Raw genomic sequence first — 20,208 nt, 5'->3', positions numbered from 1 at the left:
GGACAGAGTTTAGCTCAGCCCTTGAGCTTCTCGGCAATCCAGATGGTGTGGCGAGTGCCTTTGTTGCCATGGGCGAACACTTGCACCTCTTCGGCCTTGAAACCGGCCTTCTTCAGCTTGTCGGAAAACTGCCGGTCAGCGCTGGCCGACCATACCGCCAGCACGCCCTTGGGCCGCAGGGCCTTGGCGCAAGCGGCCAGGCCACCGGCCGAATACAGCCAACTGTTGGCTTTCTGGGTCAGGCCTTCCGGGCCGTTGTCGACATCGAGCATGATCGCGTCGAACCCCTGGGGTTCGGCTTGCAGCACCTTGGCCACGTCTTCCATGCGGATCACGGTGCGCGGGTCCGCCAGCGGCCGCCCGGCCTTTTCACCCAGGGGGCCACGGTTCCACTCGACCACGCCGGGCACCAGTTCGGCCACCACCACTTCGGCGGTCTTGCCCAGGTGCTTGAGGGCCGAGGCAAGGGTGAAGCCCATGCCGAGGCCACCGATCAGCACGCGCGAGCCGGGACGACCGGCGACCTTGCGGCAAGGAATCTCGGCCAGGGCGTCTTCGGAACCGTGCATGCGGGTGTTCATCAGTTGCCCGCCGTCGCCGCCCTGGATCTTGATGACGAAGTCTTCGCCGTACTCGAACAGGCACAGGGCACCGCCGTTGTCAGGGATGGGCGTGGTGTCGAGCAGAACGAAACGTTTCATGGAGATCTCGTAGGAGGGCAGACCGGCGCGGTAACGACTAGCCTTAAAGCAGACAATAGCCACGGAGCCATTGATGAAGTGCATCATTCTAACGGCCATTGCCCTGGCGGCGCTCTCAATAAGTTGCGCCCAGGCTCAACAACCGACGATCCCGGTCAACCCGCCGAGCATCCCCGGATCGCCGGGCACTGCCACGCCCATGCCGTATCCACCGGTCACGCCCAACGGCGTGCCCAAGGCCGGCCCGGGAAATGGTGGGCCACCCTTGCTGCCGCCGATCGAAATGCCCAAGCCGCCCAAGGACCAGCCGATACCGGGCATGGAGCCGAAGCCGGTGAAGGCCAAGTCGCCGGGGGGGTAGAACGCCCACACGACGCAATAACCTGTGGGAGCGAGCTTGCTCGCGATGGCGGTGTATCAGTCAACATTGATACTGGCTGAACTGACGCTATCGCGAGCAAGCTCGCTCCCACAGGGGGCTCCGGCTAGGTTTAATGGTGCGGTCAGACCTGCTGCGACAACAGCTGCCCATCGGCCATGCGCAGGCGCTTGGACAGGGAAACGGCAAGGGCGCGGATGATCTTGGCGGCGATCTTGGGGGCGTCGTTGAGCATTTTTTCCAAGGAATCCTTGCCCAGGTTCAGCAACTGGCAATCACTGGCGGCGATGCAACTGGCCGAGCGCCGTTCGCCGTCGAGCACGGCCATTTCGCCGAAGGCCCGGCCGCTGCGCAGCGTGGCGATGGTCACGGGTTGGCCGTCGGGGCCGGTTTTCTGCACGGCCACCTGGCCGGTGTGGATGATGCACATGAAGCTGCCGGCATCGCCTTCGCGGAAAATCGCTTCGCCCTCGGCGATGGCGCTGATGCTGAAATAGCCCGACGCCGCGGCGAAGTCTACGGGTAGCAACTGGTCGAACAGGCCGCAGTCCATCAGCCAGTCGCGGATTTCTTTGTTCAGTAAGGTCGGTTCTGACATGTTGGCACGGTCTTTTTCTTGTCGTTTTCTGCGGTTTTTTGGATTGTTTTGAGTGTAGGCGAACCCCTGTGGGAGCGAGCTTGCTCGCGATAGCGGCGTATCAGTCGACAACCATGTGGCTGAACTGGCGCCATCGCGAGCAAGCTCGCTCCCACATTGGAACAGCGTCATGTCTGAGCCTTGCGCATGCAGCTAAGACCCGGCCATCCCACAGAGTTCCTCAGACCCGCCCCAAAACCTTCAAGACAAATGCGTATTCGAGCGCTACGTCACGTAATCCCTGGTAGCGCCCGCTCATTCCGCCGTGGCCGGCGCCCAGTTCGGTCTTGAGCAGCAGGGGGTTGTCGTCGGTCTTGGTGGCGCGCAATTTCGCCACCCACTTGGCTGCTTCCCAGTACTGCACGCGGCTGTCGTTGTAGCCAGCGATCACCAGCAGCGCCGGGTACGCCTGGGCGCTGACGTTTTCGTACGGGGCGTAGGCCCGGATCCGATCATAAACGTCCGGCTCCTCTGGATTGCCCCATTCGTCGTATTCGGTGATGGTCAGCGGCAGGTCTGGGTCGAGCATGGTGTTGAGCACATCGACGAACGGCACTTCGGCAATCGCCACCTTGAACAGCTCCGGGCGTTGGTTGAGCACCGCGCCGATCAGCAGGCCACCGGCACTGCCGCCGCTGATCGCCAGTTGTCCTGCGGTGGTGAAACCGTTGGCGATCAAATGTTCGGCGCAGGCGATGAAGTCGCCGAATGTGTTGTGCTTATGTTCCTGCTTGCCGGCGCGATACCAGGCTTCCCCCAGCTCGCCGCCGCCCCGTACATGGGCGATGGCAAACGCCACGCCGCGGTCGAGCAGGCTCAGCCGCGAATGGGAAAACCACGGGTCGAGGCTTTCGCCATAGGCACCGTAGCCGTACAAGTACAGCGGCACCGGTCGGCCGAGGTCTTCGCGCCTGACCACCAGGCTGATGGGCACCTGGGTGCCGTCCGCCGCCGTGGCCCAGAGCCGCTGGCTGACATAGGCATCGGCATCGAACGGCCCCAGCACCGGGGTTTGCTTGAGCACCACCTGGGCGCCGCTGGCCAGGTCCAACTGGCGGATCTGCGCCGGACGGTTCAAGGCCTCGTAACGCAGGCGAATGCGATCGCTAATGAATTCCAGGCTGTTCTGCACATGCAGGCTGTAGGCCGCGTCCGGTAGTTGCACCCGATACGCCGGCAAACCCTGGGGATGTACCTCGATGATCGGCAGGCCGCCTTCGCGCAGGCTCAAGGTCATGGCCCCGGCGTTCAGGCTCAGGCCGTCGATCATCACCGTGTCGCTGTGGGGGATCAGGTTCTGCCAGTCGGCCTCGGTGGGTGCCACGCCGGTGTCGACGGCCTGATACAGGGCGAAGTTGATCCCGTCGCGGTTACTGCGGATCAACCAGGTCCATTGGCCATCGAGCAGGCCGTGGTCGACGTCGTATTCGTGGTTCTCCAGGCGTGGCGCCAGGCAGGTGAAGGGGTGTTGCGGCTGCGCAGCGTCCAGCACCCAGACTTCGCTGGTGGTCTTGCTACCGAGGGACAGGATCAACTGCTTTTCCGAACTCGAACGATAGCAATGCAAGAAGAAACGTCCGTCCGGCTCATGGAACACTTCTTCGGCGGCCGTGCCGTCCAGGCGATAGCGCCAGAGTTTGTGGGGGCGGTGGGTGTCGTCCAGTTCGCCAAAAAACAGTGTCAGGCTGTCGTTGGCCCAGGTCATGCTGCCGTCGCAATTGTCGAAGGACAGTTCGCTGACCTTGTCGTTGGACAATTCCTTCACGAACAGGGTGTAGATCTCGTCTCCCGTGGTGTCCAGGCTGTAGGCCAGGCGCTGGTGGTCGGGGCTGATGCTGAAGGCGCCCAGGGCAAAGAAACCGCCGCCAGCCAACGCGTTCGGGTCCAGCAGCAGTTGTTCGTGGCGCTCGTCCACGGTCAGGCTGTCGTCAGCCGGGCGCGGGCAACGGTAATGGCGTGGGTATTCGTCACCGGCGGTGGTGCGGGTGTAATACAGGTACGGGCCCCAGGGCGAGGGCAGCGACAGGTCGGTCTCGAGGATCCGGCCCTTGATTTCCTGGAACAGGGTTTCGCGCAGTTCGGCCTGATCGGCGAGTTGCGCCTCCTGGTAGCTGTTTTCCGCCTTGAGGTAGTCGAGCACGGCGTCGGTGTCGCGTTCCTGCAGCCAGGCGTACGGGTCAACACCAGCGTCCCTGCGGGCGATCGGGGCGTTGGAAACGTGGGCAGATAGGGACATGAAAGGCTCTCGAACGTTGTACGAAAAGGGACACGCGGCCTGGACAGAACCCACCGCCCAGGCCATTCGCCAGACGCCGGGGCAGCCTGACGCGCGAAAAGCCGTTACTATAAGCGCCTCTTTGCCTGCCTTGCCATGGACACCATGACCGAGAATGACTATCTGATCGCCTGGGGCCTCTACGCCTTCGCCGCCCTGGGCTGCCTGCTGGTGTGGATGCGCATGACGCGCTGGATGTGGCGCTGGTTGCGTGAACCGCTGCGCTTGCTGATGGCGGTGTTGCTGTTCAGCCCTACCGTCGTCGACCCGGTGAAGGACAAGGTTGCCCCGGCCTTGGCCATTGTCGCCCTGGACATCTTGTTCAAGGTCGGCAACAACGCCTGGCGGGCGGCGTCCGACCTGCTCATGTACGGCATGATCGCCTTCGGCCTCTACCTGGTGATCGTGCTGATCCGCTTCCCCATCGAGCGGGCCGCCAACGCGCGCAAGGAACGGGCTGCCGCCGCCAAAGCCGCCGCCGCGGCCGATGAGCCGGAGGACGAACCACCATTCGGCGTGGCCGGGGATGACCGTTACGGTCGCCCACCCGTGCCGAGCAACCCCCAGCGTTCGCGTATCGAACCGCGCCTGTAAGCAGGCCTGCCCCTTGAAGCGAGAGTTCGAGCATGTGTGAGTTACTGGGCATGAGCGCCAATGTGCCGACCGACATCGTGTTCAGCTTCACCGGGCTGATGCAGCGCGGCGGCAAGACCGGGCCGCACCGGGACGGCTGGGGCATCGCCTTCTACGAGGGCCGTGGCCTGCGCCTGTTCCAGGACCCGGCCGCCAGCAGCGAATCGGAAGTGGCGAACCTGGTGCAGCGTTATCCGATCAAGAGCGAAGTGGTGATCGGGCACATTCGCCAGGCCAACGTCGGCAAGGTCTGCCTGTCCAACACCCATCCGTTCGTGCGTGAGTTGTGGGGCCGCAACTGGTGTTTCGCCCACAACGGCCAGCTCGCCGATTTCCAGCCGGGCGTGAGCTTCTACCGCCCGGTGGGCGACACCGACAGCGAAGCGGCTTTCTGCGATCTGCTCAACCGCGTGCGCCAGGCCTTCCCCGAACCGGTGGAAGTGGAACAGTTGCTGCCGTCGTTGATCGAGGCCTGCACCGAATACCGCAGCAAAGGCGTGTTCAATTGCCTGCTCAGCGATGGCGACTGGCTGTTCTGCTATTGCTCGACCAAACTGGCCCAGATCACCCGTCGCGCGCCGTTCGGCCCGGCGCGGCTCAAGGATGTGGACGTGATTGTCGATTTCCAGGCGGAAACCACACCCAACGACGTGGTCACGGTGATCGCCACCGAACCCTTGACCGAAAACGAAACCTGGACCCGCTACGAACCGGGCCAATGGAGCCTGTGGCGACGCGGCGAATGCGTCAGCCAGGGCCGGACCGAATAAGGACGTCACGCTATGTTGCTCAGTTATCTACGGCTGGTGTTGTTCGCGGTGGGCCTGTTGGTTGGGGTCCAGGTGCCAGGGTTCATCAATGATTACGCCAAGCGGGTCGAGGCTCACCTGATCGAGGCGCAGACCGGCCTGCAAGGTTTCCAGGGCACCGCCAACCAGTTTTTCAAGGGCGACATGCAGGCGCTGGTGGCCCATTACCGCGCCAGCGAAGACCCGATCTTTCGCAGCGATGCCGACAGCCTGAACACCTTGCTCGTGCGCCAGCAGGCCTTGGACAAGCAATTCCAGGCGATGCAAGGCCCGTGGTACATCCGCCTGCTGCAAGTGGCGCTGGCCGCCGATCCGGACATCCGCAAGGAAACCTGGAACGGCTACAGCTACCAGATCCTGCTGACCCCCGAAGCGATGATCTGGGGCATCAGCGGCGCGATGTTGCTGTCGTTCGGCCTGGAATGCCTGTTCCGCCTGATCGACTGGGTGGTGCTGGGCGGCAAGCGCCTGCGCCAGGGCCGGCCGATCGAAGAGCGTGACCTGCGCGGGCTCTGACTCGATGGTTCAGTGAGCTTCCTGTGGCGAGGGAGCTTGCTCCCGCTGGGGCGCGCAGCGGCCCCAAGATTTTGCGAGCGCCACGCACTCGAGCGGGAGCAAGCTCCCTCGCCACAAAAGCGGTCTGCCTTTGCGGGTGATGTGCTGCCCAATCAAATTTTTCTTATGACCCAACCAAGGTTTTATTCGTTGGACGGGATCGGCCGTGCGCTCAAGAATCGGGGCAACGGTCTCCACGTCAGCGTCGTCGAGACTCACAACAATAAAACCGTGGAGAACCACCATGAGTGCACCCGACACGCTCGGCGTCCCCCAACCCCAGGCCCGTTCTGGCCCGTTCGATTGGTATCGCAACATCAACCAGCAGGAACGTCGCACCTTCTGGAGCTGCAAGATCGGTTACGCCCTGGACGGCATGGACACCCAGATGCTCAGTTTCGTGGTGCCGACCCTGATCGCGATGTGGGGCATCACCACCGGCCAGGCAGGCCTGATCCACACCAGCACCTTGATCGCGTCGGCCATTGGCGGCTGGGTGGCGGGTATTCTCTCGGACCGGATCGGTCGGGTGCGCACCTTGCAACTGACGGTGCTGTGGTTCGCGTTCTTCACCTTCCTGTGCGGCTTTGCCCAGAACTATGAGCAGCTGTTGATCGCCCGCACCTTGATGGGCTTCGGCTTCGGCGGCGAATGGACCGCCGGTGCGGTGTTGATGGGCGAGGTGATCCGTGCCAAGGACCGCGGCAAGGCGGTGGGCATGGTGCAATCGGGTTGGGCGCTGGGCTGGGGCATGACGGCGATTCTGTATGCGCTGCTGTTCTCGGTGTTGCCGCCGGAAGATGCCTGGCGCGCACTGTTCATCCTCGGCATCGTGCCGGCGGTGTTCGTGATTTTCGTCCGCCGGCTGGTCAAGGACCCGGAAGTCTATAACCAGACCAAGGCCCGCCTGACGCCGGAAAATCCCGCGAAGTTCTACGAGATTTTTGCCCCTGGCATCCTCTTCACCACCCTGCGTGCCTCGCTGCTGACCACCGGTGCCCTGGGGGGCTACTACGCCATCACGTCCTGGCTGCCGACGTTCCTCAAGAATGAACGGGGCTTGAGTGTATTGAGCACCGGTGGCTACCTGGCGATGGTGATCGTCGGCTCCTACGTGGGCTATGTCATCAGCGCGTACCTGTCGGACATCCTGGGACGAAAGAAGAACTTCGTCCTGTACGCTGTCGGCTCGTTCACCATCGTCCTGCTGTACACCCAGGTGCCGGTGAGCAATAACGTGATGCTGTGGTTGGGCTTTCCCCTGGGCTTTTTCGCTTCCGGGATGTTCAGCGGCATGGGCTCGTTCCTCACCGAGCTGTTTCCTACGCGCATCCGCGGTTCGGGCCAGGGCTTTTGCTACAACATTGGCCGGGCGGTGGCGGCATTGTTCCCGCTGTTGATCGGTATCTTGAGCCAGAAGGTGCCGCTGAGCGTGGGTATCGGCGCCTTCGCGGCGGTGTCCTACGGCGTGGTGATCCTCGCGGCCCTGAGCCTGCCGGAAACCCAAGGCAAGCAGTTGGAAGCCGAGTAACTGATACCCTGTGGGGGCCTGGGCTCCATGGCTTGGCCCCACAGTCAAAGAAGAAAAAACCTACAGGAGCGTTCACCGTGAACCGCCTGCTACTGAATTGCGATATCGGCGAAAGCTTCGGCAGCTGGACCATGGGTCTGGACGCCGAGGTGATGCCCTTCATCGATTGCGCCAACATTGCCTGCGGCTTCCATGCCGGCGACCCGAGCATCATGCGCAAGACCGTCAGCCTGGCCCTGAGCCACGGCGTGCGGATCGGCGCGCACCCGGCCTATCAGGACCTGGCGGGCTTCGGCCGTCGTTCCATGGCCTATGGCGCCCAGGAACTGCAGGACTTGCTGCACTACCAGATCGGCGCCCTCGACGGCATCTGCCGGGCTCAGGGCGGGCGAGTCAGCTACGTCAAGCCCCACGGAGCGATGTACAACGACATGATGGCCAACCCGGCGCAACTGCGCGCCGTGATCCAGGCCGTCGCGGCCTATGACCGGCAACTGCCACTGATGCTCATGGCGACCCGGGACAACAGCGCCGCCCAGGCCCTGGGCGACGAGTACGGCCTGACCCTGTGGTTCGAGGCCTTTGCCGATCGGGCCTATGACAGTGCCGGTCGCCTGGTTTCGCGGCAGGCACCGGGGGCGGTGCATCACGATCCCGAGATTATCATCGGGCAGGCCCTGACCATCGCCCGTGGCGATGCATTGACCGCCAGCGACGGCAGTGCCTTGCACCTCATGGCCAATACCTTGTGCGTGCACGGTGACAACGCCAGCTCAGTGGCGGCCGTGCAGCGCATCCGCGAAGCCCTGGACCGGCAGAGTGCGCCATGAAACCACGCGTGGAAGTGGTGGCGGTGGACTGCCTGATGGTGCGCCTGTTCGATGAGATCGCCGAGGCCAACATGCCCTGGATGCTCGCCGCCAGCGAGCGCCTGCGAGCGGTGTTTGCCGAGCGTTTGATCGATCTGGTGCCGTCCTACACCACCTTGATGGTGCACTACGATTTGCTCGCCCTGAACCCGGTCCAGGCCCGCGATTTGATCGGCGAGGCGTTGCATAACCTCTCGCCGGATGCCCGCTCGGCCGGCCAATGCCATGTGTTGCCGGTGTGGTACGACCTGAGCGTCGGGCCGGAGCTTGAGCTGCTGGCGAGCCGCAGCGGCTTGACGGTCGCCCAGGTGATCCGCTGCCACAGCGAACGGGAGTACCAGGTGTTTGCCCTGGGCTTCGCCCCCGGTTTCGCCTTCATGGGGCTGGTGGACGAAGCGCTGGCCGCACCGCGCCTCGACACGCCACGCAAGCGCGTGGCAGCGGGCAGCGTCGGTATTGCCGAGCGTCAGACCGCGGCGTATCCAGTGGTCTCGCCCGGCGGCTGGAACCTGATCGGGCGCACCCCGGCCAAGCTGTTCGATCGTGAGCGTGACGGCTACAGCCTGATGCAGCCGGGGGACACGGTGCGTTTTGCCCCTGTGGACCACGCCGAATTCATCGCCCTGGGTGGCGACGACACACCGTTGGAGGCCCAGGCATGAGCCGGTTGTTGATCGAGGCCAGCACCCCGCTGTGCCTGTTGCAGGATGCCGGCCGTTTCGGCGTGAGACACCTGGGCGTAACCCAGGGCGGCGCGGCGGATTGGTTGTCGATGGCCTGGGCCAATTGGATGCTGGGCAATGACCTGGACGCGGCGGTGGTGGAAATTACCCTCGGCGGCTTTACCGTGGTGGCCGAAGAAGATTGCGTGCTGGCGCTGGCCGGGGCTGACCTGGGCGCGCGGATAGACGGCCAGGGCGTGGCATCGTGGCGTTTCTTCAGCTTGCGCAAAGGCCAGGTCCTGGCGCTCACCCAGCCCGTGCTTGGTGCCCGGGCCTACCTGGCGGCCCCTGGTGGTTTTGATGCGCCTGCGGTGCTGGGCAGCCGGGCAACGGTGGTGCGCGAGGAACTCGGTGGCCTGGACGGGCGGGGGCGGGCGCTGAGTCGCGGTGAACACTTGCGCTATTCGGGCTTGGCGACGCCGCGGCCCATGCCCCACACGCGGATTCCGGATTTCCAGCAAGCGCAGCCGCTGGACCTGATCCTCGGTGCGCAGAATGGCGCGTTCAGTGGACGCAGTCTGTTCGATGCGTTCAACACTGCGTGGACGCTGGACAGTCGCGCCGATCGCATGGGCATGCGCTTGCTGGGCACGGCGTTGGAATATCAGGGGCCGGCGATGATTTCCGAGGGCATTCCCCTCGGTGCCGTGCAGGTGCCGCCGGACGGCCAGCCGATCGTGTTGCTCAATGACCGGCAAACCATCGGTGGTTACCCACGCCTGGGGGCGTTGACGCCGCTGTCCCTGGCCCGGCTGGCGCAATGCCTGCCGGGGGCGCAGGTGCGGTTGCGGCCGGTGGTGCAGGAGGTTGCGCATCGGCAGCAGGTGGAGTGTATGCAGGTGTTTTTGAACAGCTGAAAAGCATCGCGAGCAAGCTCGCTCCCACAGGGGATTTCAGTGTGACGAAGAACCAGTGTGGGAGCGAGCTTGCTCGCGAAGAGGCCCTGAAGGGCACCAAAGATCACTTGGAGAGAAACCGCATCCCTTCCTCCAACCCCCGCAACGTCAGCGGATACATCCGGTCCTCCACCAACTCGCGCACGATGTTGGTCGAGGCGGTATAGCCCCAGGTGTCCTTGGGGTACGGGTTGATCCAGATGAGTTTCTTGTACTTCTCCATGAAGCGTTGCATCCACACATAACCGGCTTCTTCGTTCCAGTGTTCGACGCTGCCGCCGGCCTGGGTGATTTCATAGGGCGCCATGGCGGCGTCGCCGATGAAGATCACTTTGTAGTCGGCACCGTACTTGTGCAGCAGATCCTGGGTCGAGGTGCGCTCCGAGGTGCGGCGCAGGTTGTTCTTCCACACCGATTCGTAGACGAAGTTGTGGAAGTAGAAATACTCCAGGTGCTTGAACTCGGTCTTGCAGGCCGAGAACAGCTCTTCGCAGATTTTCACGTGTGCATCCATCGAGCCACCGATGTCGAACAGCAGCAACAGCTTGACGGTGTTGCGTCGCTCCGGGCGCATCTGGATGTTCAAGAGGCCGGCGTCCCGGGCGGTGTGGTCGATGGTGCCGTCGATGTCCAGTTCTTCGGCCGCGCCCTGGCGGGCGAACTTGCGCAGGCGACGCAGGGCGATCTTGATGTTGCGGGTGCCCAATTCCACCTGGTCGTCGAGGTTCTTGTATTCGCGCTGGTCCCAGACCTTTACGGCCTTGCCCTGGCGCTTGCCGGCGTCGCCGACCCGAATGCCCTCGGGGTTGAAGCCGCCGGAGCCGAACGGGCTGGTGCCGCCGGTGCCGATCCACTTGTTGCCACCGGCATGGCGCTCCTTCTGTTCTTCCAGGCGTTTCTTGAATGCTTCGATCAGCTTGTCCAGGCCACCCAGGGACTGGATCTGCGCCCGTTCCTCGTCGGTCAGCGAACGCTCGAATTCCTTGCGCAACCAGTCTTCGGGAATCAGCGCCTGGAGGTGATCGTCGAGTTTCTCCAAACCGTTGAAGTAGGCGGCGAAGGCCCGGTCGAACTTGTCGAAATGCCGTTCGTCCTTCACCAGGATCGCCCGGGACAGATAATAGAATTCGTCCATGTCAGCGAAGATCACCCGCTGTTTCAGCGCGTTGATCAGGTCCAGCAGTTCACGCACCGACACGGGCACCTTGGCGGCGCGCATCTCATTGAACAGGTTAAGCAGCATGGCAATCGCCCTCGCTCTTGTTAAACGAAGAGGATCAGCGGGTGCCGCGACGGCTCATGAACGCCAGGCGCTCGAGCAGTTGCACGTCCTGTTCGTTCTTCACCAGGGCGCCGGCCAGCGGCGGAATGGCCTTGGTCGGATCACGCTCGCGCAGCACCGCTTCGCCGATGTTGTCGGCCATCAGCAGCTTGAGCCAGTCCACCAGTTCGGAGGTGGAAGGTTTTTTCTTCAGGCCCGGCACCTTGCGCACGTCGAAGAACACGTCCAGCGCTTCGCTGACCAGGTCCTTCTTGATGTCCGGGTAATGCACATCGACGATTTTCTGCAGGGTGACGCGGTCGGGGAAGGCGATGTAATGGAAGAAGCAGCGACGCAGGAAGGCGTCCGGCAGTTCCTTTTCGTTGTTGGAGGTAATGATGATGATCGGGCGCTGCTTGGCCTTGATGGTTTCGTCGGTCTCGTAGACGTAGAACTCCATCTTGTCGAGCTCTTGCAGCAGGTCGTTGGGGAACTCGATGTCGGCCTTGTCGATTTCGTCGATCAGCAGGATCACCCGCTCCTCGGACTCGAAGGCTTCCCAGAGCTTGCCCTTCTTCAGGTAGTTGCGCACGTCGTTGACCTTGTCCACGCCCAACTGCGAGTCCCGCAGGCGGCTGACCGCGTCGTACTCGTACAAACCCTGGTGGGCCTTGGTGGTGGACTTGATGTGCCAGGTGATCAGGCGCGCGCCGAAGGACTCGGCCAATTGCTCGGCCAGCATGGTCTTGCCGGTGCCTGGTTCGCCCTTGACCAGCAACGGCCGCTCCAGGGTGATGGCGGCGTTCACGGCCAGTTTCAGGTCATCGGTGGCCACGTAGGCGCTGGTGCCTTCGAACTTCATCTGCAATTTCCTCGAACGTGTCGCCGGCCCGGCGAGGCGGGGCGCGCGAAATAAATATCGTGCCCGACTATAACGCGAGGCCGCGCCGACTGTGAACGCAGACGCTGTATTCAGTCTCTGAATGGGGCGTCACATGTTGACTCAGTCTTGTGGCGAGGGAGCTTGCTCCCGCTCGAGTGCGCAGCGCTCGCAGGCTTTTAGGGCCGCTTCGCGGCCCAGCGGGAGCAAGCTCCCTCGCCACTAAAAGCCGCAAACCTTAATCGGGCGAAGGCGGTGGCTGTTCATAACGGGCATTGAAGGCCTGGACGAAACCGTTGCGCAGTATCTGCAGGAAGGCTTCGAAGGCGCTGATGTCCTGCTGGTGAACATTGCCGCTGAGTTCCACCCGGGTGGCGAACTGGTTCTTGCGCTGGTTCTTGAGGGCCGTTTCGCCGGTCCCGACCAGCGCTTCCCAGACCGAGCGGAAGATGTTCTTGTTCTGGTTCTCCACGTCCTGCTGCCAGTCGAATACGTCGACATCCCGCAGCAATGGCTTGATGTAGCCGCTGAGCCGGGCGTTATCGGCTTCAGCCTCGATCACCAGGTCGCCGTGGCCGGCATTGAAATCGAACTTGCCATAGGCGGCGGCAAAATCGTTGAGGCGCTTGAGTTCGATGTTCCTGGCCCGCAGGCGGAAATCGAAATCCTCGAAGTCGCTCAAGGGGTCGAAAGTAGCCTGCATTTCCAGGGGCGCATGCTCGGCCACCAGGGCCTTGCCTTCGAAGCGGGCGTCGCGCTTGCCTTCGGTGTCGACCACGTTGGTCAGGTTATAGAAGCTGGCGTTGACGTCAGTGGCCCGCAGGTTGACCGGGGGCTTGGAGTTGAAGTTGCGAAAGGTGACCTTGCCTTCCCGGATGCGCACTTCGTTGAAGGTGATGGGCAACAGTTTGCTCAGTTGCTCGCGCCAGTTGGTGCCCTGGCCGGTCTGGGAGTTCTGCCGGTTGGCCCCGCCGTCGACGAAGTTCACTTCGGGGCGGGTGAACTCAACCTCGGACACCACCGCATGGTCGTACCACAGCGAGTGCCAGCTCACCGACAGGTCCACCAGCGGGGCGTTGACGAACGGCACCGGGACCTTGCCGTCGACCTTGACGATTTCCAGGCCGTTGATCCGGTAGGCACCGCGCCACAGGGCCAGGTCCACATCAGTGATCTGGCCGCGATAATCGCCCATGTCGGCCAGTTTATCGTTCAGGTAGTCGCGTACCAGGTAAGGCAGGGCGAAATGCAGGGCCACCAGCACCGCGACGAGGGTGGCGAAAACCCACAGTGGCCAGCGGTATCGACGCTTCATGTCTGTCAGTCTCCAGCGTTTGTTGGGGGAGCGCCTCCTAATGCCATTGACTGTCGCAACAACGGGAACGTTCGGTGCAACTGGACGCCCATGGGCAACAGGCATACCTTTAAAGGCTTCAATTCCGCCCCATCAAGGACCCAGCCATGAGCCGCATATTCGCTGACAACGCCCATTCCATCGGCAATACGCCACTGGTACAGATCAACCGCATTGCGCCGCGCGGCGTGACCATCCTGGCCAAGATCGAGGGGCGTAACCCAGGGTATTCGGTCAAGTGCCGGATCGGCGCAAACATGATCTGGGACGCTGAAAGCTCGGGCAAGCTCAAGCCGGGCATGACCATTGTCGAACCGACCTCGGGCAACACCGGGATCGGCCTGGCGTTCGTCGCCGCCGCCCGTGGCTACAAGCTGATGCTGACCATGCCGGCCTCCATGAGCATCGAGCGGCGCAAGGTGCTCAAGGCCCTGGGCGCGGAGTTGGTGCTCACCGAGCCGGCGAAGGGCATGAAGGGCGCCATCGAAAAAGCCGCCGAGATCCTGGCCAGCGATCCGTCCAAATATTTCATGCCGCAGCAGTTCGATAACCCGGCGAACCCGGCGATCCACGAAAAAACCACCGGCCCGGAAATCTGGAACGACACCGACGGCGCCGTGGACGTGCTGGTCGCGGGCGTGGGCACCGGCGGAACCATTACCGGGGTTTCGCGGTATATCAAGAACACCTGTGGCAAGCCGATCCTGTCGGTGGCGGTCGAGCCCGAGGTGTCGCCGGTGATCACCCAGGCGATGGCGGGGGATGAAATCAAGCCCAGCCCCCACAAGATCCAGGGGATCGGCGCCGGGTTCGTGCCGAAGAACCTCGATCTGTCCATCGTCGACCTGGTCGAGCGCGTCACTGACGACGAGTCCAAGGCCATGGCCCTGCGCTTGATGCAGGAGGAGGGCATCCTCTGCGGGATCTCCTGCGGCGCGGCAATGGCCGTGGCCGTGCGCCTGGCGGAAAAACCGGAAATGCAGGGCAAGACCATCGTCGTGATCCTGCCGGATTCGGGCGAGCGGTATTTGTCGAGCATGTTGTTCAGCGATCTGTTTACCGAGCAGGAGACTCAGCAGTAACCGCAGACAGGATGGGTGGCGAGCACTGCTTGTGTGGCGAGGGAGCTTGCTCCCGCTCGACTGCGCAGCAGGCGCCCCGGATTCAACCCGGGTCGCCAAATCCCGGGGGCGCGCTCCGCACGCCAGCGGGAGCAAGCTCCCTCGCCACAAGAGCACTCGCGATCTCAGGTAGGTTGACTGATTGTTCGATGCGTCAGCCAAGGTTCAGGTGGCGCCTGTTAAAAAGTGTTTATTGCGTTTCACTCAACAGAGAATCTTCCGTCAGACGGTTTTTACCCGGGCCATGGGTATTTAACATGGCCCCCGACTACGTCGGGCAGTAGGCGTTGCGTCAGTTGTTTTTGGACAAGGAGTTTAAAAAATGACCGTTTCGTTTGTCGCCAAGGCCTCGGTGTTGCTGCTGTTCCTGGGCAGTACGCTTTATGTGCATTTGCGTGGTAAGGCGCGGCTGCCGGTGTTGCGTCAGTTCGTCAACCACTCGGCGCTGTTCGCCCCCTATAACGCCTTGATGTACCTGTTCTCCGGCGTGCCCTCGAGGCCTTACCTGGATCGCAGCCAATTTCCCGAACTGGATGTGCTCAAGGACAACTGGCAAGTCATCCGCGACGAAGCCATGCACTTGTTCGACGATGGCTACATTCGAGCCGCCGAGAAGAACAACGATGCGGGCTTCGGTTCGTTCTTCAAGAAGGGTTGGAAGCGCTTCTACCTCAAGTGGTACGACAAACCGCTGCCGTCGGCTGAGTTGCTGTGCCCGAGGACGGTTGAACTGGTCAGTCGGATCCCTAGCGTCCGGGGCGCGATGTTTGCCTTGCTGCCCGGTGGTAGCCACCTGAACCCTCATCGAGACCCCTTCGCCGGTTCGTTGCGTTATCACCTGGGGCTCTCAACCCCCAATTCCGAGGAGTGCCGGATCTTTGTCGACGGTCAGATCTATGCCTGGCGCGACGGCGAAGACGTCATGTTCGATGAAACCTATGTGCACTGGGTCAAGAACGAAACCCCGCAGACCCGCCTGATCCTGTTCTGTGATGTCGAGCGGCCCTTGAAAAGTCGGCTGATGACCCGCCTCAACCGCACCATCAGCGCGTTCCTCGGCCGTGCCACCGCGCCACAGAACCTGGACGATGAACACGTCGGTGGCATCAACCAGGCCTATGCCTGGAGCAAGTCGTTCAGCGACGGCATCAGCGGCCGGGTCAAACAGTTCAAACGCAAGCATCCCAAGGCCTACCGGGTGATGCGACCGGTGTTGGCGGTGGCGGTGCTGACGGCGCTTGGCTATTGGTTGTTCGTTTAAAACATTGCGTAGTCCATCGGGCGCTGGTTATAGTCAGCGCTCTTCGGGTTTTCGAACCCACTCTCCAAGAGATCGGCTCATGCCTGCATCCCCTGTCATCGCGGTCGTGGTTCCAGCGTTCAACGCTGGCGTCGTGCCGTGTGGGAACCAGCAGCCTGCGCAGATCGGTCAATACCCCCCACCTGTCCGTAGCTCATCGGTGTACGCCGTCGTATCACCGCCGGGCGCTGGCATTCAGGGCTGATCGGCAACGGTTGCCATCCCCTGTGCCCGCCTGAAAAAAACTACTGGACTTCAGCTTCGGCTGAGTTGGCTTTTTGCCTGACTACAGGTGGTATCCATGTTTTCCCTTTCCAAAAACGCCTTGTTGGCGGCGGCTTCCACGAGCCTGTTCGTTTTGCTGTGGAGCAGCGGGGCGATCTTTTCCAAGCTGGGCCTGGCCCACGCTTCACCCTTCGCTTTTCTGCTGATCCGTTTTGCCATCGCGCTGTTCGCGCTGGTGCTGTTGATTCCGTTGCTCAAGTTGAAGTTGCCCAAGACCGGCAAGCCGATGCTGTACGCGGTGATCACCGGTCTGGTGCTGCTGGGCGCCTACCAGATTTTTTATCTGCTGGCGCTGCAAATGAGTGTCACGCCTGGGGTCATGGCGACCTTGATGGGCGTGCAACCGATCCTGACCGTGGTGCTCATGGAGCGACAACGTTCCTGGTCGCGGATGTTCGGCCTGGTGTTGGGCTTGGTCGGGTTGGTCATGGTGGTGTACCAGGGCATCGGCCTGGCCGGCATGTCCCTGGCGGGGATGCTGTGCGGGTTGCTGGCACTGGTCAGCATGACGGCCGGCTCCATCATGCAGAAGCGCATCACCGACAACCCACTGGGCACGCTGCCGGTGCAGTACCTGGCCGGGCTGGTGCTGTGCGCGGTCTTCGTGCCGTTCCAGCCGTTCCATTTTGAATACAGCACGGGGTTCTTCGTGCCGGTATTGTGGATGGGACTGGTGGTGTCGGTGCTGGCGACGTTGCTGCTGTACCGTTTGATTGCCCGGGGCAATCTGGTGAACGTCACCAGCCTGTTCTACCTGGTGCCGGCGGTGACGGCGATCATGGACTACCTGGTGTTCGGCAACCGGCTGGCGTTGCTGAGCTTGCTGGGGATGGTGCTGATCATCGTGGGGTTGGTGTTTGTGTTTCGTAAGAGCCGCTAGCCCTTAGCTGTTCGCTGGCTGTACCACCGCTATCGCGAGCAAGCTCGCTCCCACAAAGAACCGCGTATAACCCTGTGGGAGCGAGCTTGCTCGCGATGGCGTACTACCGGGCAGACACTTCAGCTGGTTTAACAGCTGCGGGCTTGAGCACCAACCACAACGCCGCCGCAATCAACACCCCGCCATACAAATGCGCCATCCCCAACGGCTCATCCAGCAACAACGCCCCCCACAACACACCGAACGGCGGAATCAGGAATGTCACGGTCATGGACTTGACCGGGCCGATGGAACTGAGCAGACGGAAATAAAGGATGTACGCCAGCGCGGTGCACACCAGGCCCAGGCCCAGCAGTGACAACCAGACACTCCAGCCACCCCAACTGGCCGGCGGTTGGCTGATGACGCTGTAGCCAAACAGCGGCAGCAAGAACACCGTGGCGCCGAACATGCTGCCCAGAGCCGAAAGGCGGCTGTCCAGGCCACCTTGGTGATCGAGCCAGCGCCGGGTGAGGAAACCGGCAAAGCCGTAGCAGGTCGTGGCCAGCAGGCAGGCGAGGGCGCCCATCAACAGTTGCAGGTCGAACGCCACCGGGCCGGCGCGGGTCAGGATGCCCACGCCGAGCAGACCGAGGAAGACCCCGCCGACCTTGGCCAAGGTGAGTTTTTCGCTGAAGAACAAACCGCCGATCAACACCCCCATCAGCGGCGTGGTGGCATTGAAGATTGCCGAGTAACCGGCCGGCAGCACCTGGGCCGCCAGCGAATAGAACGTGGCCGGAATGCCCGAGTTGATCAGGCCCAGCATCATCACGACTTTGAGCTTGCCGCGAAAATTCCAGTCGACGCGCATCAGGGCCAGGATCACCAGCAGCCCGACGAAGGCGATGGACACACGGAAGAAGGCAGTGGGAATCGTGCCGATGACGGGGGCGATAATGCGCATGAACAGGAAACTGGCGCCCCAGATGGCGGCCAATGACAGTAAACGCAGGATATCGACGAGGTTCACGAGCCACTCCTTCCTTGATGGGGGGGCAAGTGTCGCCGCCTTGCATACCGATGGCAATGGTTGCGTTGCCGCGTGATTGGCCTCTAAGCTCAGTCGCCAATAACAAGCATGACCCGCCGAGGTTTACCTTATGCCGCAGCCATGGCCCGCTATCGAAATCGCCCGTTCGATCCTCGACGGCTTCGACGATTATCGTGAGCATTTCCGGCAGATTACCGATGGCGCTCGCGCCCGGTTCGAGCAGGCCCAGTGGCTGGAGGCCCAAGCGGCTTCGGCGGCGCGCATCAACTTGTATGAAGAAAAAGTCTTCGAAACCGTCGCCAAGCTGCACAAGGCCTTCGATGAGGAAGCCCTGATGGATGTGGGCTGCTGGCCGTTGGTCAAAAGTGCCTACATCAGCCTGATCGACCTGCGCTTCGACGATGAGCTGTCGGAAACCTGGTACAACTCGATCTTCTGCGGGCTGTTCAGCCACGACCTGATCAGCGACGGCACCATGTTCATCCACACCACCCGGCCCAGCCTGCGCCGGGCCCGCGCCGCCCAGACGCGCACCTACAAGCCCCAGGGACAGTTGGACCGGATGCTGGAGAGCGTCTTCGCCGATTACCGTTTCAGCGAGGACTACGCCGATTTGCCGGGGGACCTGCAGCGCCTCGAAGCGCAGTTGCGCGAGAACCTGCCGGACTGGGTCTGCAAGGACCCGGAGCTGACGGTGGAGTTGTTTTCCTCGGTGCTCTATCGCAACAAGGGCGCCTACCTGGTGGGCCGGATCTACACCCGCGACGACCAATGGCCGCTGGTGATCCCGCTGTTGCACCGCGAGGGCCGGGGTATCCAGATCGATGCGCTGATCACCGACGAGGCGCAGGTGTCGATCATCTTCTCGTTCACCCGTTCGTACTTCATGGTGGACGTGCCGGTGCCGGCGGAATTCATCGGCTTCCTCAAGCGCATCCTGCCGGGCAAGCACATCGCCGAGCTATACACCTCCATTGGTTTCTACAAGCACGGCAAGTCCGAGTTCTACCGGGCACTGATCAATCACCTGGCGAACACCGACGACCAGTTCATCATGGCGCCGGGCGTGCGCGGGATGGTCATGAGCGTGTTCACCCTGCCGGGCTTCAACACCGTGTTCAAGATCATCAAGGACCGCTTCTCGCCGTCGAAAAACGTCGACCGGGCCACGGTGATCGAGAAATACCGACTGGTGAAAAGCGTCGACCGGGTCGGGCGCATGGCTGATACCCAGGAGTTCGCCGATTTCCGCTTTCCCCTGAGCAAATTCGAGCCGGCCTGCCTGGAGGAACTGTTGGATGTGGCGCCCTCCACGGTGTCGGTGGAAGGCGAGACGGTGCTGATTCGCCACTGCTGGACCGAACGCCGGATGACGCCGCTGAACCTCTATCTGGAAAACGCCAACCCGGACCAGGTGCGCGAGGCGCTGGAAGACTATGGCCTGGCGATCAAGCAACTGGCGGCGGCCAATATCTTCCCCGGCGACATGCTGCTCAAGAACTTCGGCGTGACCCGCCACGGCCGTGTGGTGTTCTACGACTACGATGAAATCTGCTTCCTCACCGAAGCCAACTTCCGCCACATCCCCCAGCCCCGTACACCGGAAGACGAAATGGCTTCCGAGCCCTGGTATTCCATCGGCCCGCTGGACGTCTTCCCGGAGGAGTTCCCGCCGTTCCTGTTCGCCGACGCCGGGCAGCGCAAGCTGTTCGACCAGTTGCACGGCGAGTTGTACAACGCTGACTACTGGAAAGGCCTGCAGGACGCGATCCGGGCGGGGAAAGTGATCGATGTGTTCCCGTATCGGCGCAAGGATCTGGACAGCGAATAACGCCAGGCGAGCAAACGAAGCCACTGTGGCTTGTGGCTTGTGGCTTGTGGCTTGTGGCTTGTGGCTTGTGGCTTGTAGTTTGTGCTCTGTGCTCTGTGCTCTGTGCTCTGTGCTCTGTGTTCTGTGGTTTGTGGTTTGTGTGGCTTTTGTGGCGAGGGAGCTTGCTCCCGCTGGACTGCGCAGCAGGCCCCTGCGTTCTGTCCGTCACATCGCGGTGCCGAATACTGCTGCGGGCTGCTTCGCACCCCAGCGGGAG

At 62.3% G+C, this 20,208-nt stretch carries 19 protein-coding genes; 12 read left to right on the top strand and 7 right to left on the bottom strand.

Annotated elements, in window-relative coordinates:
• Window positions 1-14: 14 nt before the first annotated feature.
• The gene (locus tag ACIPQ1_RS19675) at window positions 15-701 is read right to left on the bottom strand and encodes a spermidine synthase (protein ID WP_018607541.1); all 687 of its coding nucleotides are present in this window, start codon (window positions 699-701) and stop codon (window positions 15-17) included.
• Window positions 702-774: 73 nt separating this feature from the next.
• Between ACIPQ1_RS19675 and ACIPQ1_RS19670 the strand changes: the two genes are divergently transcribed.
• Complete coding sequence (locus tag ACIPQ1_RS19670; protein WP_207965389.1) at window positions 775-1,062, top strand: hypothetical protein; 288 nt, start codon at window positions 775-777, stop codon at window positions 1,060-1,062.
• 142 nt (window positions 1,063-1,204) lie between these two features.
• Here ACIPQ1_RS19670 and ACIPQ1_RS19665 read toward each other — a convergent pair whose 3' ends face one another.
• Both ACIPQ1_RS19665 and ACIPQ1_RS19660 read right to left on the bottom strand, forming a co-directional pair.
• On the bottom strand, window positions 1,205-1,678 hold the full coding sequence (locus tag ACIPQ1_RS19665; protein ID WP_014337065.1) for a cyclic nucleotide-binding domain-containing protein: 474 nt from the start codon (window positions 1,676-1,678) through the stop codon (window positions 1,205-1,207).
• A 220-nt stretch (window positions 1,679-1,898) separates the two neighbouring features.
• A complete protein-coding gene (locus tag ACIPQ1_RS19660; RefSeq protein ID WP_250962774.1) occupies window positions 1,899-3,953 on the bottom strand; it encodes a S9 family peptidase in 2,055 nt (684 codons plus the stop codon).
• A 135-nt stretch (window positions 3,954-4,088) separates the two neighbouring features.
• Between ACIPQ1_RS19660 and ACIPQ1_RS19655 the strand changes: the two genes are divergently transcribed.
• The 7 genes from ACIPQ1_RS19655 to ACIPQ1_RS19625 all read left to right on the top strand — a co-directional run bounded on the left by ACIPQ1_RS19655 (window position 4,089) and on the right by ACIPQ1_RS19625 (window position 9,968).
• Window positions 4,089-4,586 (top strand): MFS transporter, encoded by a 498-nt coding sequence (locus ACIPQ1_RS19655; RefSeq protein ID WP_250962775.1) that lies wholly within the window; start codon window positions 4,089-4,091, stop codon window positions 4,584-4,586.
• Between the two features lie 32 nt (window positions 4,587-4,618).
• Entirely contained in the window at window positions 4,619-5,395 is a 777-nt protein-coding gene (locus ACIPQ1_RS19650) for a class II glutamine amidotransferase (RefSeq protein WP_446534650.1), read from the top strand.
• A 12-nt stretch (window positions 5,396-5,407) separates the two neighbouring features.
• Window positions 5,408-5,950: a DUF2937 family protein gene (locus ACIPQ1_RS19645; protein WP_039593345.1), complete on the top strand. Its 543-nt coding sequence runs from the start codon at window positions 5,408-5,410 to the stop codon at window positions 5,948-5,950.
• A 283-nt stretch (window positions 5,951-6,233) separates the two neighbouring features.
• Window positions 6,234-7,520: an MFS transporter gene (locus tag ACIPQ1_RS19640; protein WP_060738732.1), complete on the top strand. Its 1,287-nt coding sequence runs from the start codon at window positions 6,234-6,236 to the stop codon at window positions 7,518-7,520.
• 77 nt (window positions 7,521-7,597) lie between these two features.
• Window positions 7,598-8,350: a 5-oxoprolinase subunit PxpA gene (locus ACIPQ1_RS19635; RefSeq protein WP_446534649.1), complete on the top strand. Its 753-nt coding sequence runs from the start codon at window positions 7,598-7,600 to the stop codon at window positions 8,348-8,350.
• Window positions 8,347-9,051, top strand: a complete 705-nt coding sequence (gene pxpB / locus ACIPQ1_RS19630) for a 5-oxoprolinase subunit PxpB (RefSeq protein WP_446534648.1) — start codon at window positions 8,347-8,349, stop codon at window positions 9,049-9,051. Before ACIPQ1_RS19635 ends, pxpB begins: the two co-directional genes overlap by 4 nt.
• On the top strand, window positions 9,048-9,968 hold the full coding sequence (locus ACIPQ1_RS19625; protein ID WP_446534647.1) for a 5-oxoprolinase subunit C family protein: 921 nt from the start codon (window positions 9,048-9,050) through the stop codon (window positions 9,966-9,968). The genes pxpB and ACIPQ1_RS19625 overlap by 4 nt, the downstream gene beginning before the upstream one ends.
• A gap of 103 nt (window positions 9,969-10,071) precedes the next feature.
• Here the strand turns inward: ACIPQ1_RS19625 and ACIPQ1_RS19620 are convergent, their stop codons facing one another.
• From ACIPQ1_RS19620 to ACIPQ1_RS19610, 3 genes are all read right to left on the bottom strand, one after another.
• Window positions 10,072-11,250 (bottom strand): vWA domain-containing protein, encoded by a 1,179-nt coding sequence (locus ACIPQ1_RS19620; RefSeq protein WP_249873728.1) that lies wholly within the window; start codon window positions 11,248-11,250, stop codon window positions 10,072-10,074.
• Window positions 11,251-11,284: 34 nt separating this feature from the next.
• Entirely contained in the window at window positions 11,285-12,130 is an 846-nt protein-coding gene (locus ACIPQ1_RS19615) for an AAA family ATPase (RefSeq protein WP_411386756.1), read from the bottom strand.
• A gap of 256 nt (window positions 12,131-12,386) precedes the next feature.
• The gene (locus ACIPQ1_RS19610) at window positions 12,387-13,463 is read right to left on the bottom strand and encodes a DUF748 domain-containing protein (RefSeq protein WP_411386757.1); all 1,077 of its coding nucleotides are present in this window, start codon (window positions 13,461-13,463) and stop codon (window positions 12,387-12,389) included.
• A 146-nt stretch (window positions 13,464-13,609) separates the two neighbouring features.
• On the opposite strand from ACIPQ1_RS19610, the gene cysK reads away from it, so the two are divergent.
• The 3 genes from cysK (at window position 13,610) to ACIPQ1_RS19595 (ending at window position 17,088) form a co-directional block, all read left to right on the top strand.
• Window positions 13,610-14,584: a cysteine synthase A gene (gene cysK, locus ACIPQ1_RS19605; protein ID WP_411386758.1), complete on the top strand. Its 975-nt coding sequence runs from the start codon at window positions 13,610-13,612 to the stop codon at window positions 14,582-14,584.
• A 361-nt stretch (window positions 14,585-14,945) separates the two neighbouring features.
• A complete protein-coding gene (locus tag ACIPQ1_RS19600; protein WP_446534646.1) occupies window positions 14,946-15,884 on the top strand; it encodes an aspartyl/asparaginyl beta-hydroxylase domain-containing protein in 939 nt (312 codons plus the stop codon).
• Window positions 15,885-16,224: 340 nt separating this feature from the next.
• Window positions 16,225-17,088 carry a DMT family transporter gene (locus tag ACIPQ1_RS19595; protein WP_411386760.1) on the top strand — a complete coding sequence of 288 codons (864 nt, stop codon included), beginning with the start codon at window positions 16,225-16,227 and terminating at the stop codon, window positions 17,086-17,088.
• Between the two features lie 103 nt (window positions 17,089-17,191).
• On the opposite strand, the gene ACIPQ1_RS19590 is transcribed toward ACIPQ1_RS19595, so the two are convergent.
• Window positions 17,192-18,100, bottom strand: a complete 909-nt coding sequence (locus ACIPQ1_RS19590; protein ID WP_411386761.1) for a DMT family transporter — start codon at window positions 18,098-18,100, stop codon at window positions 17,192-17,194.
• A gap of 130 nt (window positions 18,101-18,230) precedes the next feature.
• Between ACIPQ1_RS19590 and aceK the strand changes: the two genes are divergently transcribed.
• Window positions 18,231-19,952, top strand: coding sequence for a bifunctional isocitrate dehydrogenase kinase/phosphatase (gene aceK / locus ACIPQ1_RS19585; RefSeq protein ID WP_411386762.1), 1,722 nt, complete (start codon window positions 18,231-18,233; stop codon window positions 19,950-19,952).
• Window positions 19,953-20,208 lie beyond the last annotated feature (256 nt).

The sequence above is a fragment of the Pseudomonas sp. LARHCG127 genome, from assembly GCF_052871455.1.
The sequence above is the reverse complement of the archived record's forward strand: the minus strand, read 5'-3'. Positions and strand labels throughout refer to the sequence as shown.

Coding starts and splice junctions, on each gene's coding strand:
- cysK (WP_411386758.1), top strand. CDS start 13,610: ATGAGCCGCATATTCGCTGACAACGCCCATTCCATCGGCAATACGCCA.
- ACIPQ1_RS19670 (WP_207965389.1), top strand. CDS start 775: ATGAAGTGCATCATTCTAACGGCCATTGCCCTGGCGGCGCTCTCAATA.
- ACIPQ1_RS19640 (WP_060738732.1), top strand. CDS start 6,234: ATGAGTGCACCCGACACGCTCGGCGTCCCCCAACCCCAGGCCCGTTCT.
- ACIPQ1_RS19660 (WP_250962774.1), bottom strand. CDS start 3,953: ATGTCCCTATCTGCCCACGTTTCCAACGCCCCGATCGCCCGCAGGGAC.
- ACIPQ1_RS19650 (WP_446534650.1), top strand. CDS start 4,619: ATGTGTGAGTTACTGGGCATGAGCGCCAATGTGCCGACCGACATCGTG.
- aceK (WP_411386762.1), top strand. CDS start 18,231: ATGCCGCAGCCATGGCCCGCTATCGAAATCGCCCGTTCGATCCTCGAC.
- pxpB (WP_446534648.1), top strand. CDS start 8,347: ATGAAACCACGCGTGGAAGTGGTGGCGGTGGACTGCCTGATGGTGCGC.
- ACIPQ1_RS19600 (WP_446534646.1), top strand. CDS start 14,946: ATGACCGTTTCGTTTGTCGCCAAGGCCTCGGTGTTGCTGCTGTTCCTG.
- ACIPQ1_RS19620 (WP_249873728.1), bottom strand. CDS start 11,250: ATGCTGCTTAACCTGTTCAATGAGATGCGCGCCGCCAAGGTGCCCGTG.
- ACIPQ1_RS19655 (WP_250962775.1), top strand. CDS start 4,089: ATGGACACCATGACCGAGAATGACTATCTGATCGCCTGGGGCCTCTAC.
- ACIPQ1_RS19675 (WP_018607541.1), bottom strand. CDS start 701: ATGAAACGTTTCGTTCTGCTCGACACCACGCCCATCCCTGACAACGGC.
- ACIPQ1_RS19665 (WP_014337065.1), bottom strand. CDS start 1,678: ATGTCAGAACCGACCTTACTGAACAAAGAAATCCGCGACTGGCTGATG.
- ACIPQ1_RS19595 (WP_411386760.1), top strand. CDS start 16,225: ATGTTTTCCCTTTCCAAAAACGCCTTGTTGGCGGCGGCTTCCACGAGC.
- ACIPQ1_RS19625 (WP_446534647.1), top strand. CDS start 9,048: ATGAGCCGGTTGTTGATCGAGGCCAGCACCCCGCTGTGCCTGTTGCAG.
- ACIPQ1_RS19645 (WP_039593345.1), top strand. CDS start 5,408: ATGTTGCTCAGTTATCTACGGCTGGTGTTGTTCGCGGTGGGCCTGTTG.
- ACIPQ1_RS19610 (WP_411386757.1), bottom strand. CDS start 13,463: ATGAAGCGTCGATACCGCTGGCCACTGTGGGTTTTCGCCACCCTCGTC.
- ACIPQ1_RS19615 (WP_411386756.1), bottom strand. CDS start 12,130: ATGAAGTTCGAAGGCACCAGCGCCTACGTGGCCACCGATGACCTGAAA.